This window comes from Pseudoalteromonas sp. KG3 (assembly GCF_030436385.1).
GTDB lineage: Bacteria > Pseudomonadota > Gammaproteobacteria > Enterobacterales > Alteromonadaceae > Pseudoalteromonas > Pseudoalteromonas prydzensis.
Genome location: NZ_CP098523.1, coordinates 3,476,739 through 3,491,354, shown reverse-complemented (window position 1 = coordinate 3,491,354; position 14,616 = coordinate 3,476,739). Strand labels below are relative to the sequence as shown.

Genomic DNA, 14,616 nt, shown 5'->3' with positions numbered 1-14,616 from the left:
ACTCCTTTCAGATTATTCCTTTTTGTACTTGAATCCGTTTAAAATAATACGGCGCAAATGTGTTTAATAATGTCGCAAGCACTATCAATCCAGTTCCTAATATTTGCATTAAACTCATTGATGTATCAAAAAATATTAATTGAAACATCATCGCAAAAATTAAATTAGTATAGATAAGCGGTGCAAGCTCTGAGTTTGAATCTACTAATCGATATGCTTTAGAGCGAAAAAATTGCGTGGACGCCGTCGACAACCCCAAAAATAGTAATAACAACGGGATCCCTTGTTCAATATTTGTGAGTAATTGCACACTCTGCTGGTATTCATATTGCTCTGTAAACATCAGCATTATCGGCAATACCAATAATGCGGCAATCGCAAAACACCAGCCGTTGATCACCAGCACTGGTAAATTAATTTTACTGGCTCTGAATAAGGCAACTTGCGAGCAGCCATTAAAAACCCCTGCCGCTAAGCCAATTAAAAGCTCCCATCGCCAAATGATCCCTTGTGTAGTTAAGTTTTGCATTACCACACCAATTATCATCACTATTAAAGTCGGCATTACTAGCCTACTAATCTTGGTTTTATAGAAAAACCGCTCCAGCAGCGGGATAAATAATGGCCCGGTACTAAATAACACCACCGCTTCGATTAAGCTTAAGTAGCTCAGCGCCAACATAAAACAGCTTTGACAGCTGGCAATAAAAATTGCCCGTAGGGTAAATGCACGCCAAGCAGCTTGGTTTGGCATAACCCAATGGCTAGCCATCGCCAACAACAGCATCACCAAGGCGGGAATGAGTAAACGCAGCATAACTAAAATAGCGTCACTAAAATGAATCGTTAAAAATTTTGATAACAAGCCATTCAACGCTAAAGTAAATGTGGACAACAGCATAAATATACTGGGCCGTAATATAGTCGCCATAACAACCCCTTCCTCAATAACTAAATACGTTTTATATTGAGAATAATAAGCTTAAGATAAGTTTGGCCGCTAAAGTAGCGTGAAAGCGTAGAATTAAAAAGCGAGTAATAGTGCACAAACCTGTAAGTAAAACTTAATAAAGAGACGATATGGCTCATTCAATCCCATTAAAATCACTGCATAGTTTTGTGGCAGTAGCGCAAACAGGCAGCATGGTACTTGCTGCAGAGCAGCTACATATAAGTCACTCAGCGGTAAGCCAAGCGATTAAGTCGCTTGAATCGCAGCTCAATACAACTCTGTTTAACCGAGTGGGTCGCCGAGTTGAGTTAAACAGCACGGGCAAACGCTATTATCAACGAGTACAGCCCGCGCTTAATGAGATTATTGCCGCCAGTGACGAAGCATCGCAAACGCAAACAGATAACTATTTAACCTTAAATATGGTTAATTCTATGGCGCTGCATTGGTGGATCCCCCGCGTCGCTGAGTTACAAGCTTACGCGCCAGAGCTCGATGTACGTTTATCAAATTTGGTTGGTGAGTTTAATTTAGAGCAGCAAGGAGTTGATGTTGCATTAATTCATGGCAATGCCAAAGATTGGACTAACTACGCGTGTGAAAAGTTAGGTGATGACGAGCTAATTTTAGTGTGTAGCCCACAACTACTCGATCCAACGCAAAATCTACAAACAATGCTGAGTAAATACCCTGCAATTTTTGTCGAAAACCCACGTCGCTATACCGATTGGCAAGTCTGGTGCGACGCCCAAAAGTTAGCCATGCCACAACAGCATAAAAACTTAACTTTTAGTATATCGGTGCAAGCAACACAAGCGGCTATGCGCCAATTAGGTATAGTGGTTACCCATAAACAGTTTGTAAAAGATGATATTAAACATGGCATGCTAGTGCAAATAGGTGAGCCTATTTTGAATCCATACCAACAATTTCACTTCGTGAGCGCAAAAGGAAAGGCTGAAAATGCGAATATACTGCAGCTCAAACAATGGCTAAAACTGCAGTTTAATGATGAATAAAAGCGAGTAGCCCAACAAAAAAGTTACCCTTTTACTTTAAATGCACCAAATACAATACACACAGCCCCACCAACCATGGCCGCCCACGCTTCAAGCGGAGTTTCGCCATTTAAAGTGCGGGTAATTTGCGAACTTGCTGAGTCATAGACGTCATAACCCCAAAAAGCTAATGCAACACCAATACAGATCAGCGCAATACCAATTATTTTATTCATTTTAATTCCTATTAAAGCTAACAGAGCTAATAACTAAAAATACGCTAAGGTATTGATTAAAGCAAATGGAGTCCAGAGGTTGCTATGCGTCAATTAGCAATAGTGGTTACCCAGATACAATTTATAATGATTTTTAACGTATTACGACTTAGAAACAGCCGCGCTCATTTTATGGCCTTATTGAATGAAGTAGCCTATTACTTGCCACTGCTGAGCTGATTTTTTTAAGGTAACCGTTTCAATAGAGCCCGCTTTATTTGCAAAATCAGTTTGAAACTCTAAAATCACATACTCACCGTCAGGTAATTGTGGAATCGAGCTTAACACTTGACGGCTAACACCTTGGCGAGATTGAACAGCACCAAGCGGAGTACGAACTTGCTGCAACTTAGATACCCAAAGTGTCTGAGGCACATTTTCCTGAAAAAACGCCCCAGCCTGTTGCCAACTATTGGCATATTTACCACTATCAATCACTTCTAACCAGCTAGTCGCTGGGGCGATTTCTGTTGCAACATCAACAACCTTTAATGTTTGCGCTCCAGTGAATGTGCTTATAAATAAACATAAAACAGCAATTATATTCTTCATTTTAAGTCCTACTATTTTTGCCGACGATTACGCTATAACTTTGCCATAAACCAGCGCATTATGAAAATCTCCCTGCTTATAAATTGCTTTATGTAAACATCCTTCTTGAGCAAAGCCAACCTTTTCAAGTACTTTAGCTGAGCGTGTATTACCTTCAAAAACAACTGCATGCAACCTTACTATATCGTTGCTTTGTTGTATTTTCTCAATAAGTAATACTAATGCTTGAGAGGTAATTCTCTGTCCCCAATACTCTTTCGCCAACCAATAACCCACTTCCGCTGATTTACTGTATTCAAACTCACCCGCAACAGCGCCAATACAACCAATAAAATGCCCGTTCTGTTCAATTGCAAAGGTATGCCCTGCTTTTGAACCAGTTTCAATCCACCAGCGTGCATCATCAATAGTGTAAGGATTTGGAATTTTTGGCGATAAAAACTGCATTACCTCTGGGTTATTAAGGTAATTGATGAGCAATAACGCGTCGTCAGTTTTAAACCTCCTCAACCGTAACATGTTATTCACCCTACTAGAGTTGGTTTTTATTACAATAAGTGGCTTTTTCAAAGTCACTCACATTCATCGCAATATTATCAATATGTGGGAACATCTGAGTAAGCTGAGTTACTATCGCCTTTGATAATTCAGCTTTTTGCTCAGTCGTTCGTCCTTGCATTATATGAGTAAATACGTGGATAAACTCATCTCGTTTGTTACCCACTAAATAGTTTTTATAAGGGTTTACCCTAACTTTAATTTCGTGCTCAGCAAACAATCCAGATGCGTTTGCAGTATGATGAATTTGTTCATTAATAGTATCTTCATCATGGTAAGCCAAGATACTCTGCGAACAATCGACAATAAAATGTGGCATTAAATAACTCCTTGTTTATGCGTATGACTAAGCCTTTTAGCCTAGCTCTTATTAAACTATAAAACACTCTTTTATAATCACTTTACCTTTGCAAGCGCCGTCACATTTTACTTTTTACTTTACTGGTCGCGACACTGGTTGCAGGGCTGTCTGGCCAAAAATGTTTGGGATATCGACCCTTCATTTCTTTTTGCACATCACGATAACTAGTCTGCCAAAACCCTGCAAGATCTTGCGTGAGCTGCAATGGCCGCCTTGCAGGTGAAAGCAACTCCATTAATAGGGCAAGCTTGCCTTGTGCGAGTAATGGCGTACTGGTCATGCCGTATACTTCTTGCATCCGTACACTGAGTTTTGCCGGACCGTCAAGCTGGTAGTTTATTTTAATATTTGAGCCACTCGGCACTGTTAATCTAAGTGGTAATAACGCTTTTAAAGCTGATTGTTGCTGCCAGTCAAAGACATTTTGTAGTGCCTCACAGTAATTAAACTTTTTAAGTTGTTCTAGCGTTTTTATATCTTCTAGGTATGCACCAAGCCAGCTATCGGCATTGTCAATGAGTGACTGCTCAGTCATGGCTGGAAACTGTTCTGGTAATAATTTACTGGCTAAGCACATACGTATAAGTAACTGCTCACTGTCAGCCTGTTCATTGAAAATGCTAAAGCCATGCTTTTTAAACATGTTAAGCCATGCTTTAGCTCGCTCACTTTTATCAAGAGCATGTTTACTTGGTTGACTACTGAGGGTAATAGCCCCAAGCTTCACTTCATCTTGGTGAATAAAACGCCCGGTTTTTTCGTCAAATTCGCAGCGGGTTTGCTGATAAAATAAATGCCCAAGTTCGCTTTCAATTTCAGCTGGTGTAAAAGCAACACCAGCAAACACGCGTCCGCCTTTATGTCCGCCCATACTGGCGATGGCAAGATAATCATCGTTATGCCAAAACTCTTCACTAAGCTCGGCGCCAGCACCATTGGCAAGTAAATAGCCGTTACCTCGTTTTTTAGCGAGCCTATCAGGGAATGCAAACGCGACCAATAACGCTAAATACCCCGTCTTTAACTCATTAATTGGGCTGAGTTTTAAGCGCTTTAACCAATAATTTAGTTGTTGCTTAAATAGCGGATGTGGCCGCGCATGTTGACTGTGTAATGCTAAGTTTAAATCGGCAGCATGACTAACACGGCTTTCTAATAACGCTACTAAATATGCAGCTAAACCATAAATGCCGGGCATATTCGACTCTAATTGCTGCGCTTTAATAAGCATGTGCGCTAAGCGAATGTCAGTACCAAAACCTAGCATCTGTGTACCAAGAGCAGTGAGCTTTTCTTTGCCGTCGAGTGCTTCTAACATTTGGAGTAGTTTAGTTGCTTGCTGAACTTGTTGTTGCGTAGGTGGATCTAACAAGCTCAAGTCACTTAACTCAGCGCCCCAACATTTTGCCTCTAATAATAATTGGCTTATATCGGTGCTCACCATTTCCGGCGCATCATGACTGTTACGTCGCTCAAAGGTTTGCTTTGAGCCAAGCCGATATACTACACCGGGCTCTATTCGCCCGGCTCGACCAGCTCTTTGCACGGCTGAAGAACGAGAAATACTTTGTGTTGTCAGCTCAGTAACACCGGTTTTTAAGTTAAAACTGGCGGCACGACGCTTGCCACTGTCCACAACAATTCGAATACCTTCAATGGTTAAGCTGGTTTCAGCAACATTGGTCGTCAATACAATCTTGCGCATTCCGTTTTTAGCGGGTGCAATGGCTGCTTGCTGAGTTGCCTTATCTTGCTCACCAAAAAGTGTAAAAACCTGACAATCAGCAGGTAACTCTTTAAGTGCTTGTTGGATTCGATTGATTTCTCGTTGGCCTGGTAAAAATACCAACGCACTACCCGCTTGTTCTTCGATGGCTTGAGTGATTATTGTAGGTATTTGCTCGAGCCAGCGGCTTTCGTCTTTTACTGGAATGTACACTTCATCAATAGGGAAACTACGTCCATTTGATTCAATAATGGGACAGTCAAAAAACTGCTGATAACGCTGCCCATCAAGGGTTGCCGACATCAGTAAAATAGTTAAATCATCACGCAGTGCAGCTTGTGATTCCAGCGCAAAGGCTAACGCTGTATCAGCGGCGAGTGAACGTTCGTGAAACTCATCAAAAATAACTAAGTCGATACCAGTCAATTCAGGATCGTTTTGTAGCATACGGGTAAGCATGCCTTCGGTGACAATCTCAAGGCGGGTATTAACACTAACTTTGGTTTCTTGCTTGATCCGTAAACCAACACTTTGCCCGACAGGCTCATTTTGACAACTGGCTAAATAGTTGGCGATGTTACGTGCTGCAAGACGACGCGGTTCAAGCATAACAATTCGCTGAAAATGTCCATCACGCATTAATTGCAGCGGCAACCACGTTGATTTACCCGCCCCTGGTGGCGCTTGTAATAAAGCTATAGGCTGAGTTTTTAGTTGGGTAACAAGTTCTGTATAAATATCTTCAACGGGTAACACACGTTTTACCATTAATAACCATTTTGCTGATTATACCCAAACCATCTCAAGATACGAGTTTCAGTTGGAATTAAAAGCCAGGGCAAGATCATGAACTTTACCTTGACATAAATTTATGATCTTATACTGCTTTTCAGATTAAGCAGCCCAATTATGTCAGCCAATACATTATTCGAACATTTTTCTTCCATTGATGACCCACGCCAGCAAGGCAAAGTGCAACATCCGTTATTCGATATTCTGTTTCTAACTATCAGTGCCGTAATCGCAGGTTGCCAAGGCTGGGAAGAAATAGAAGATTTTGCCCATGACAAACTATCTTGGTTACGGAAATTTATCGCACTATCGAACGGTGTGCCTCGGCATGACACGATTGCACGGGTCATAAGCCGCATTGATATGACCCAGTTTCAAGCCTGTTTCTCTCAATGGATGCAAAGCTGTAGTGAACTCACAGACGGCAGTGTGGTTGCCATTGATGGAAAAAGACTAAAAGGTTCATTTAAACAACCAGATAGAAAAGATGCTATCCACATTGTCAGTGCGTTTGCCTGTGAAAATGGTGTGACGTTAGGTCAATGTAAGACCGACTCGAAGTCCAATGAAATCACCGCAATCCCAGAGTTGCTTCAGTTACTAGAGCTAAAAGGTTGCTTAGTGACGATTGATGCGATGGGTTGTCAAAAGGAGATTGCGAAGCAAATTATAGAAAAGGAAGCGGATTATTTGCTGGCTCTCAAAGCCAATCAGGGCAACTTATTTGAACAAGTAAAACAGCTCTTACAACCAGAAATATCACGCCAGATAGCGACTGATAGCTTATTAACTGAAGTAGATTATCAGCGAGGTCGAGAAGAATTCAGGGCGGCTGTTGTCTGCCATGATATGGCTCAAATTCCTGCAAGTGCTAGTTGGCCCAATTTACAAAGTGTAGGCGTGATAGTGTCTTACCGTAAAGCGGATAACCAACAGCAAGGTGAATTAACATATAGGTATTACATCAGCTCTGCAAACATGAGTGCGCAAAGGCTAGCTGAAGCTACACGAGCGCATTGGCATATTGAAAACAGTCTTCATTGGTGTTTGGATGTGGCAATGAATGAAGATGGTTGCCGTATACGCCGCGACGGCGCGGCAGAAGTGCTAGCTGGTGTAAGACATATTGCATTGAATTTATTAAAGAAAGAGACATCCTTTAAGAAGGGTGTGCGGGCTAAACAGCTAAAAGCAGCTCGAAACGAGTGCTATCTAGAAAAGGTATTGAATAGCAAGTGATTTTTCATGCTCTTGCCCTGCCCAATAATATCATTCCTAAATTCGGATAATAAGTGCAATTTCTCAGATTAGATGGCCAGCTGTTATAATTCGGCCATTTTCTCGCCAAAGGAAATTGCTTTAATGAAATATAAACAGCTGACACAAGAAGAAAGATACCAGATTTACGCGTTAATAAAAGCAGGAAATAACCAAAAGCAGATAGCTGAAGAACTAACTCGTTCACCGTCATCTATTTCTAGAGAGCTAAAACGCAATAAAGGACTTAAAGGCTATCGGCCTAACCAAGCCAATAACTTTGCTGAACAAAGACGTAAGTCATCTTTCAAAGCAAGTAAGTTAACAGAGGACGTCACTCACTGGATTAATAAATTGTTGCATGACGGACTTTCCCCTGAGCAAGTGGCAGGCCGCTTAGCTTTAGAGAAACAGGTCGTTTTACATCATGAAACAATTTATCAATATATTTACAGAGACAAGGCTCGTGGTGGCAAGCTACATAAGACACTCACTCGTGCATGTAAAAAGTATAAAAAACGCTATGGAAGCTATGATAAACGTGGACAGATAGTTAATCGAGTCAGCATTGATGAACGCCCAAGTATTGTGGATTCAAAGTCTAGGATTGGTGATTGGGAGGGCGATACAGTGATAGGTAAAGGGCGTAAAAATGCGCTTGTCACAATGGTTGAACGTAAAACGTTATATACAGTCGTTCACAGAATTGAAAGCAAGCATGCGAAAATAACAGCCGATGCGCTGATCACGTGTATGACACCATATAAAGGTAAGGTTATTACCGTGACGTTAGATAATGGAAAAGAGTTTGCTCACCATGAGCATGTTGCACAAAAATTAGAAGCTGATGTGTATTTCGCTCATCCCTATTCATCATGGGAGCGGGGCATAAATGAGAATACCAACGGCTTACTTAGACGCTTCTTCCCCAAGGGAACTGACTTTATGGCGCTAAGTGAAGCAGAGATACAGGCGGCAGTTGATAAGCTCAACCATCGGCCAAGAAAAACAAGAGGGTATAAAACCCCTCATGAATTATTTACGGGGCAATCAGAAGTTCTGGTGGCTGCATAATGATTGCACTTAATACTTGAATTCAAGATTGGAATTATCCACTTTTTCATAAAAAAACCTCCTTGTGCAACAATAACAACTCATTCTATATTATTTAACGATAACAAAATCTTACTTAACATGATAAATCAATACATCAAATAAGCTGAGAATAAAAAACTAAAAATTGTTTTACTAACCTGACCACAAAAAAGCGAGCCAAATTAGGCTCGCTTATGACTATATTAGTAAATTCATAATATTATTAGCTCATAAATTTTATGCTTTTTTACAATCTATAAAGATTAATTATAAATATAAAAGTTATTGCTCCGAATAGAAGAGAAGCCAATGCATTTATGTAAATCCTAGGGTTATAACTCTTCAATAATCGCTCTTTCATTAAAGCCACTGGAATTAAAGCTAAGCACAAATATGCAAACCAAGGGGAAACGAATATATCTATTAAGTTAGATTGCATTAAAATAGCACTATTACCGTATGTTGCATCGCTAATAGCTCTAAACCTCTCGCGGTCGAATGCTATAACTGAAACCCCTAATAACAAAACTATAAGGAAAAATAACAGCCCAGAATTCAGAACCCGTTTCCACAAGCTGACCCTTTCATTTTTTATAGAAGGTAAAGGGTTCATTTTATTTCCCTTTGACTGCTTCTAATTGTTGCTTTGTTATGAGCGATTTAAGCTTTCCTCTTATTTTAGTCGAGGATATCTGAAAACCAGAAGCCTTAATCCCCATTTTATCAATTACAGTGACCGGCGTTCCCGTATCATCCACGACCTTAACAGTAACATCAGCGTTACTAGAGCCAATAGTAGTTCCTGAAACTGTTATATCTGAAAGTTTGCCTACTAGGTTTGTATGTTTTAATAATTCTCTTGGCTTGCCTTCTTTTATTTTCATCCATTCGGTAGAGACATGCCCTACTAATATAGTACTTGAATCTGACCCTAGAGATAAATGATCTGTAACACCATATACTCTGGTTGAAGCGCCTCAATTTTCACGAATTTCAACGTAACAACCAGAAACGGCATTGACACCAAACCCGGTATTAGCTAAGCCAATACCAAAGCCACTAATACTTAATCTAATTTCCATGAGATTTTCCACTAACTTTCCTTAATTTTAGATATTAAGTTCAAATATTATACTGAATATCAATATATTTCAATATAGGTACAATAAAAAACACTAAAGCTTAGTAAGCATCCATAGTACGCAGAATTGAAACTCCGAGTCTACTTTACCGGGGCCAGATCAGACTGCTAAAAACTGACCGCTGATCTTTTACTCCGGATCATACCCCAAGTTGGGCGATAACCATCTTTCGGCTTCTGCTAGTGTCATGTTGGTACGCTTAGCGTAGTCTTCTACCTGATCCTTTTGTATAGCAGCTACGGCGTAGTATTTAGCTTCAGGGTGTGAGAAGTACCAGCCTGATACCGCAGCGCCTGGCCACATGGCATATGAGCTGGTGAGCTGCATACCTATACGTTTTTCTGTATCAAGCAGCTGCCAGATTTTCTTTTTCTCAGTGTGCTCAGGACACGCTGGGTAACCTGGAGCTGGGCGAATACCTTGGTAGTTTTCACGTATAAGATCTTCATTCGCGAGGTTTTCATCGGGGGCATAACCCCAATATTCTTTACGCACTTGTTCGTGTAAGTACTCTGCAAAGGCTTCGGCTAAGCGATCAGCTACGGCCTTAACCATAATTTTATTATAGTCATCTTGCTGTGCATCGAACGCATCGGCTAGGTCATCTTCCTCAAGACCACCAGTTACCGCAAATGCACCAAAGTAATCAGGTGTACCTTTCGGGGCGATGTAATCAGCTAAGCAGTAATTAGCAAAGTCGGTTTTTTCCGTTTGCTGACGTAAGTGACACGACGTGGTTAATAGTTCAGCGCGAGTTTCGTCTGTATATATTTCAATATCGTCACCCACGCGGTTAGCAGGGAATAAACCAATGACGCCAAGCGGTTGCAAACTGCCTGACTTTTCAAGATCGTCTAACATGTCGTTGGCGTCTTTAAATAAGCTTTGCGCCTGCTCGCCAACCACTTCATCGGTCATGATACGTGGGTATTTACCCGCGATTGACCAAGTCATAAAGTATGGCGTCCAGTCTATGTATTTACGAAGCGTCTTGATCGAGACATTTTTAAACTCTGTCACGCCCAGCTTTTTCGGCACCGGTGGGGTGTAATTATCCCAATCAAGCTTGGCGGCGTTATCGCGGGCACGTTGAATAGTAACCGGTTTTGAACGTGGCTTTTTGCGTGCTTGCTGCTCGCGTACTTTCACATATTCAGCGCTGGTTTTTGCTAAAAATTCAGTTTTATGCTCTTTCGACAATAAGTTAGAAACCACACCCACGGCGCGACTGGCGTTATTTACATACACCACGCCTTTGTCATATTGCGGCTCAATTTTTACAGCAGTATGGGCTTTTGAGGTTGTCGCACCACCAATCAATAATGGCAACTCAAAACCACGGCGTTTCATTTCTTTGGCAACATGCACCATTTCATCAAGCGATGGCGTAATAAGGCCTGATAAGCCAATAATATCGGCTTTTTCATCAATGGCGGTTTGCAATATTTTATCGGCAGGCACCATTACGCCTAAGTCGATAACTTCATAGTTATTACATTGCAGTACAACACCCACGATGTTTTTACCAATGTCGTGCACGTCGCCTTTAACCGTAGCCATTACCACCTTACCGTTGGTGGCGCCTTCTTCTTTTTCAGCTTCAATGTAAGGGTCTAGGTAGGCCACTGCGCGCTTCATCACTCGCGCTGATTTAACCACTTGCGGTAAAAACATTTTACCCGCGCCAAATAAATCCCCTACCACATTCATGCCGTCCATTAACGGCCCTTCAATCACATGAATAGGTTTATCGGCAGCAGCGCGGCACTCTTCGGTGTCTTCATCGATAAAGGTGGTAATGCCTTTAACCAACGCGTGCTCTAAGCGTTTTTCAACTGGCCAAGTACGCCATTCTAAATCCTCAACTCGCTCAGCTTGTGCCATGCCAGAGTATTTTGGTGCCAACTCAACTAAGCGTTCACCTGCACCTGGGTCGGTATTTAAAATAACGTCTTCAACCGCTTTTCTAAGCTCTGCTGGTATATCGTCATACACAGCGAGTTGCCCGGCATTAACAATACCCATATCCATGCCCGCTTGAATGGCATGATATAAAAATACTGAGTGAATGGCCTCTCGCACAGGGTTATTACCACGGAACGAGAACGATACATTCGACACCCCGCCCGACACTTTACAGTGTGGCAAGTTTTGCTTAATACGGCGTGTACCTTCAATAAATTCAACGGCGTAGTTATCGTGCTCTTCTATGCCAGTGGCAACTGCGAAAATGTTCGGATCAAAAATAATGTCTTCTGGCGCAAAGCCTATTTCATCAACCAAAATGCGGTAACTGCGCTCACAAATTTCAAACTTGCGATCGGCTGTATCTGCTTGGCCGTCGGTATCAAACGCCATAACCACTGCAGCGGCGCCAAAACGTTTAATAATTTTAGCTTGGCGAATAAATGGCTCTTCGCCTTCTTTTAGCGAGATTGAGTTTACAATTGCCTTGCCTTGAATGCACTTTAAGCCCGCTTCGATAACTTCCCACTTAGAGGAATCGACCATGATTGGTACTTTAGAAATATCAGGTTCTGAAGCAATCAAATTTAAAAATTTAACCATCGCGGCTTTTGAGTCCAACATGGCTTCATCCATGTTGATATCAATCACTTGCGCGCCGTTTTCTACTTGTTCGCGAGCAACGCTAAGGGCGGTCTCGTAATCTTCTTCCATGATCAAACGCTTGAACATGGCTGAGCCGGTAACATTGGTACGTTCGCCGACGTTGGTAAATACTGCAATTTGTTGTGTCATCTCGGCTACCTTAATTTAAGTTACACGCTTCAAGACCCGATAAGCGCATACGCACTTCAAGCTCAGGTAGTGGACGAGGTTTAACACCTTCAAGTCCTTTCGCAAATGCCCTGATGTGCGCGGGCGTAGTACCACAACAGCCGCCAACAATATTGATAAAACCTGACTTACCCCAATCGATAATTTCTTTTGCCATTTCAGGGGCTTCTAAGTCATATTCACCAAACTCGTTCGGTAAACCAGCATTGGGATGAACTGATACAAAGGTTTCACAAACCCGTGATAGCTCTTCAACATATTGGCGCAGTAGATCTGGACCAAGCGCGCAATTTAAACCAATTGAAATCGGCTTAATATGACGAATCGAATTATAAAACGCCTCGGTGGTTTGCCCTGACAATGTTCGCCCAGATGCATCGGTAATGGTGCCAGAAATCATCACAGGTAACTTGCGACCGGCTTGCTCAAACGCTTCTTCAACCGCGAATGACGCAGCTTTAGCATTTAAGGTATCAAAAATGGTTTCAATCAAAATTAAATCAACACCACCTTCCATTAACGCAAGGGTTGATTCAACGTAAGCGGTAACTAGCTTGTCAAAAGTAATATTACGATAACCAGGATCGTTTACATCCGGAGAAATCGAACAGGTTTTTGAAGTAGGCCCTAATACACCCGCTACATAACGCGGTTTTGCTGGGTTTTTAGCCGTGAACTCATCACAAATACTGCGTGCTAATTTAGCTGACTCGAGGTTAATCTCACGACTGATGTTGGCCATGTCATAATCTTCCATCGAAATGGTGGTCGAGTTAAAGGTATTGGTTTCAATAATGTCGGCACCGGCATTTAAAAAGCCGCGATGAATATCGGCAATAATTTGTGGTTGCGTTAAGCTTAGTAAGTCATTGTTGCCTTTGATCAGTACATGCCAATCTTTAAAGCGCTCACCACGATAATCTTGTTCTTCTAATTTATGCTCTTGGATCATAGTACCCATGGCGCCATCCAAGATTAAAATACGCTGTTTGAGTGCGTCAATTATCTCAACACGTTTGTTTTCTAAATTATTCGGCATAGTTGTTAGTCCTTACGGCTTGGCTAACTAAATTAATATCATACGGTGTGGTTTGATACACATAATAATTTAACCAGTTCGAAAAAAGCAAAAAGGCATGACTTTGCCAAGTTTTCGACGGTTCGTTATCTGGGTTATTATCTGGAAAGTAGTTTTCAGGCAATGGCGCATCGGGGCCTTTTTCTAAATCGCGCTGATACTCGCCTTTTAAGGTGTCTGCATCATACTCGGGGTGACCGGTAATATACACTTGGCTGCCGGATTTATTTTTTATTAAGTAAGCACCTACTTGCTCTGAGCCTGCCAGTACTACTAGGTCATCACAGGCGTTAATTTTTTCAATATCAATATGGCCATAACGCGAGTGCGGTACTACAAAGGTGTCGTCAAAACCACGGGTTAATGCGCCATGTTCAAAATAACACTTGTGGGTAAATACGCCGCAGAGTTTATTTTCTTTTAATTCACGCTTTAAATTATGGTGGTGGAATAAACCCGCGTGGGCCGCCCAACACGAAAATAATGTTGAGGTTACATGCTGCTCTGCCCAATCTAAAATTACCTTTAGTTCATCCCAGTAGGCTACATCGTCATATTCTAAATGTGCCAATGGTGCGCCGGTAATGAGTAATGCATCGTAGTTGTTGTCTTTCACCTCAGAGAAATAACGGTAGAAAGTGTCTAAATGCTGCTCTGAGTTACTACTGCTGCGATGAGTGTCTAAACGTAATAACTCGACATTTACCTGTAAGGGGGAATTAGCAAGCAAACGAATAAACTGCACCTCGGTTTCAACCTTATTAGGCATTAAGTTTAAAATCGCCAACCGCATTGGACGGATCTCTTGCGTTTTAGCGCGGCTTTTTGGCATTACGAATACGTTTTCTTGGCGTAACTTCGCAATTGCGGGCAATTCATCTTTAACGGTAATAGGCATACTCATCTCCAAGGCATATTTAACCAATGGCTAATTATGAACGGATAGCTGGAAATTTCAACCTCTAGATGTTTAGATGTCCAAATGAATTTATTTTAGCCATTCTTTTGCATTCTAAAAACCGCTCGCCATA

General features: G+C 41.6%; 14 protein-coding genes. 3 read left to right on the top strand and 11 right to left on the bottom strand.

What is annotated here, in order from left to right; all coding sequences use genetic code 11:
* Positions 1-7: 7 nt before the first annotated feature.
* A complete protein-coding gene (locus NDQ71_RS16395; RefSeq protein ID WP_064665686.1) occupies positions 8-931 on the bottom strand; it encodes a DMT family transporter in 924 nt (307 codons plus the stop codon).
* Positions 932-1,080: 149 nt separating this feature from the next.
* Here NDQ71_RS16395 and NDQ71_RS16390 point away from each other — a divergent pair, with 149 nt between their 5' ends.
* Positions 1,081-1,971: a LysR substrate-binding domain-containing protein gene (locus NDQ71_RS16390; RefSeq protein WP_064665685.1), complete on the top strand. Its 891-nt coding sequence runs from the start codon at positions 1,081-1,083 to the stop codon at positions 1,969-1,971.
* A gap of 23 nt (positions 1,972-1,994) precedes the next feature.
* On the opposite strand, the gene NDQ71_RS16385 is transcribed toward NDQ71_RS16390, so the two are convergent.
* The 5 genes from NDQ71_RS16385 to hrpB all read right to left on the bottom strand — a co-directional run bounded on the left by NDQ71_RS16385 (position 1,995) and on the right by hrpB (position 6,178).
* Positions 1,995-2,186 (bottom strand): DUF3185 family protein, encoded by a 192-nt coding sequence (locus tag NDQ71_RS16385; protein ID WP_064665684.1) that lies wholly within the window; start codon positions 2,184-2,186, stop codon positions 1,995-1,997.
* Between the two features lie 177 nt (positions 2,187-2,363).
* Positions 2,364-2,777, bottom strand: a complete 414-nt coding sequence (locus NDQ71_RS16380; RefSeq protein WP_192542513.1) for a DUF4019 domain-containing protein — start codon at positions 2,775-2,777, stop codon at positions 2,364-2,366.
* Positions 2,778-2,804: 27 nt separating this feature from the next.
* Positions 2,805-3,296 carry a GNAT family N-acetyltransferase gene (locus tag NDQ71_RS16375; RefSeq protein WP_192542512.1) on the bottom strand — a complete coding sequence of 164 codons (492 nt, stop codon included), beginning with the start codon at positions 3,294-3,296 and terminating at the stop codon, positions 2,805-2,807.
* Positions 3,297-3,309: 13 nt separating this feature from the next.
* Positions 3,310-3,654: a 5-carboxymethyl-2-hydroxymuconate Delta-isomerase gene (locus tag NDQ71_RS16370; protein WP_192542511.1), complete on the bottom strand. Its 345-nt coding sequence runs from the start codon at positions 3,652-3,654 to the stop codon at positions 3,310-3,312.
* A gap of 100 nt (positions 3,655-3,754) precedes the next feature.
* Positions 3,755-6,178: an ATP-dependent helicase HrpB gene (gene hrpB / locus NDQ71_RS16365; RefSeq protein WP_301562679.1), complete on the bottom strand. Its 2,424-nt coding sequence runs from the start codon at positions 6,176-6,178 to the stop codon at positions 3,755-3,757.
* A gap of 153 nt (positions 6,179-6,331) precedes the next feature.
* Here hrpB and NDQ71_RS16360 point away from each other — a divergent pair, with 153 nt between their 5' ends.
* On the top strand, positions 6,332-7,453 hold the full coding sequence (locus NDQ71_RS16360) for an ISAs1 family transposase (protein WP_138563584.1): 1,122 nt from the start codon (positions 6,332-6,334) through the stop codon (positions 7,451-7,453).
* Between the two features lie 123 nt (positions 7,454-7,576).
* The gene (locus NDQ71_RS16355) at positions 7,577-8,545 is read left to right on the top strand and encodes an IS30 family transposase (protein WP_086959932.1); all 969 of its coding nucleotides are present in this window, start codon (positions 7,577-7,579) and stop codon (positions 8,543-8,545) included.
* Positions 8,546-8,813: 268 nt separating this feature from the next.
* On the opposite strand, the gene NDQ71_RS16350 is transcribed toward NDQ71_RS16355, so the two are convergent.
* The 5 genes from NDQ71_RS16350 to metA form a co-directional block, all read right to left on the bottom strand.
* The gene (locus NDQ71_RS16350) at positions 8,814-9,179 is read right to left on the bottom strand and encodes a hypothetical protein (RefSeq protein ID WP_301561864.1); all 366 of its coding nucleotides are present in this window, start codon (positions 9,177-9,179) and stop codon (positions 8,814-8,816) included.
* Position 9,180: 1 nt separating this feature from the next.
* Positions 9,181-9,450 (bottom strand): hypothetical protein, encoded by a 270-nt coding sequence (locus tag NDQ71_RS16345; RefSeq protein WP_301561863.1) that lies wholly within the window; start codon positions 9,448-9,450, stop codon positions 9,181-9,183.
* Positions 9,451-9,837: 387 nt separating this feature from the next.
* Entirely contained in the window at positions 9,838-12,468 is a 2,631-nt protein-coding gene (gene metH / locus NDQ71_RS16340) for a methionine synthase (RefSeq protein ID WP_301561862.1), read from the bottom strand.
* Between the two features lie 10 nt (positions 12,469-12,478).
* Complete coding sequence (locus tag NDQ71_RS16335; protein ID WP_192541539.1) at positions 12,479-13,546, bottom strand: homocysteine S-methyltransferase family protein; 1,068 nt, start codon at positions 13,544-13,546, stop codon at positions 12,479-12,481.
* Complete coding sequence (gene metA, locus NDQ71_RS16330; RefSeq protein WP_064665637.1) at positions 13,536-14,483, bottom strand: homoserine O-succinyltransferase; 948 nt, start codon at positions 14,481-14,483, stop codon at positions 13,536-13,538. The genes NDQ71_RS16335 and metA overlap by 11 nt, the downstream gene beginning before the upstream one ends.
* Positions 14,484-14,616 lie beyond the last annotated feature (133 nt).

Bases quoted from the DNA above. Each gene is read 5' to 3' on its own strand.
- NDQ71_RS16395 (WP_064665686.1), bottom strand. From the start codon at position 931: ATGGCGACTATATTACGGCCCAGTATATTTATGCTGTTGTCCACATTT.
- NDQ71_RS16390 (WP_064665685.1), top strand. From the start codon at position 1,081: ATGGCTCATTCAATCCCATTAAAATCACTGCATAGTTTTGTGGCAGTA.
- NDQ71_RS16385 (WP_064665684.1), bottom strand. From the start codon at position 2,186: ATGAATAAAATAATTGGTATTGCGCTGATCTGTATTGGTGTTGCATTA.
- NDQ71_RS16380 (WP_192542513.1), bottom strand. From the start codon at position 2,777: ATGAAGAATATAATTGCTGTTTTATGTTTATTTATAAGCACATTCACT.
- NDQ71_RS16375 (WP_192542512.1), bottom strand. From the start codon at position 3,296: ATGTTACGGTTGAGGAGGTTTAAAACTGACGACGCGTTATTGCTCATC.
- NDQ71_RS16370 (WP_192542511.1), bottom strand. From the start codon at position 3,654: ATGCCACATTTTATTGTCGATTGTTCGCAGAGTATCTTGGCTTACCAT.
- NDQ71_RS16360 (WP_138563584.1), top strand. From the start codon at position 6,332: ATGTCAGCCAATACATTATTCGAACATTTTTCTTCCATTGATGACCCA.
- NDQ71_RS16355 (WP_086959932.1), top strand. From the start codon at position 7,577: ATGAAATATAAACAGCTGACACAAGAAGAAAGATACCAGATTTACGCG.
- NDQ71_RS16350 (WP_301561864.1), bottom strand. From the start codon at position 9,179: ATGAACCCTTTACCTTCTATAAAAAATGAAAGGGTCAGCTTGTGGAAA.
- NDQ71_RS16345 (WP_301561863.1), bottom strand. From the start codon at position 9,450: ATGAAAATAAAAGAAGGCAAGCCAAGAGAATTATTAAAACATACAAAC.
- metH (WP_301561862.1), bottom strand. From the start codon at position 12,468: ATGACACAACAAATTGCAGTATTTACCAACGTCGGCGAACGTACCAAT.
- NDQ71_RS16335 (WP_192541539.1), bottom strand. From the start codon at position 13,546: ATGCCGAATAATTTAGAAAACAAACGTGTTGAGATAATTGACGCACTC.
- metA (WP_064665637.1), bottom strand. From the start codon at position 14,483: ATGCCTATTACCGTTAAAGATGAATTGCCCGCAATTGCGAAGTTACGC.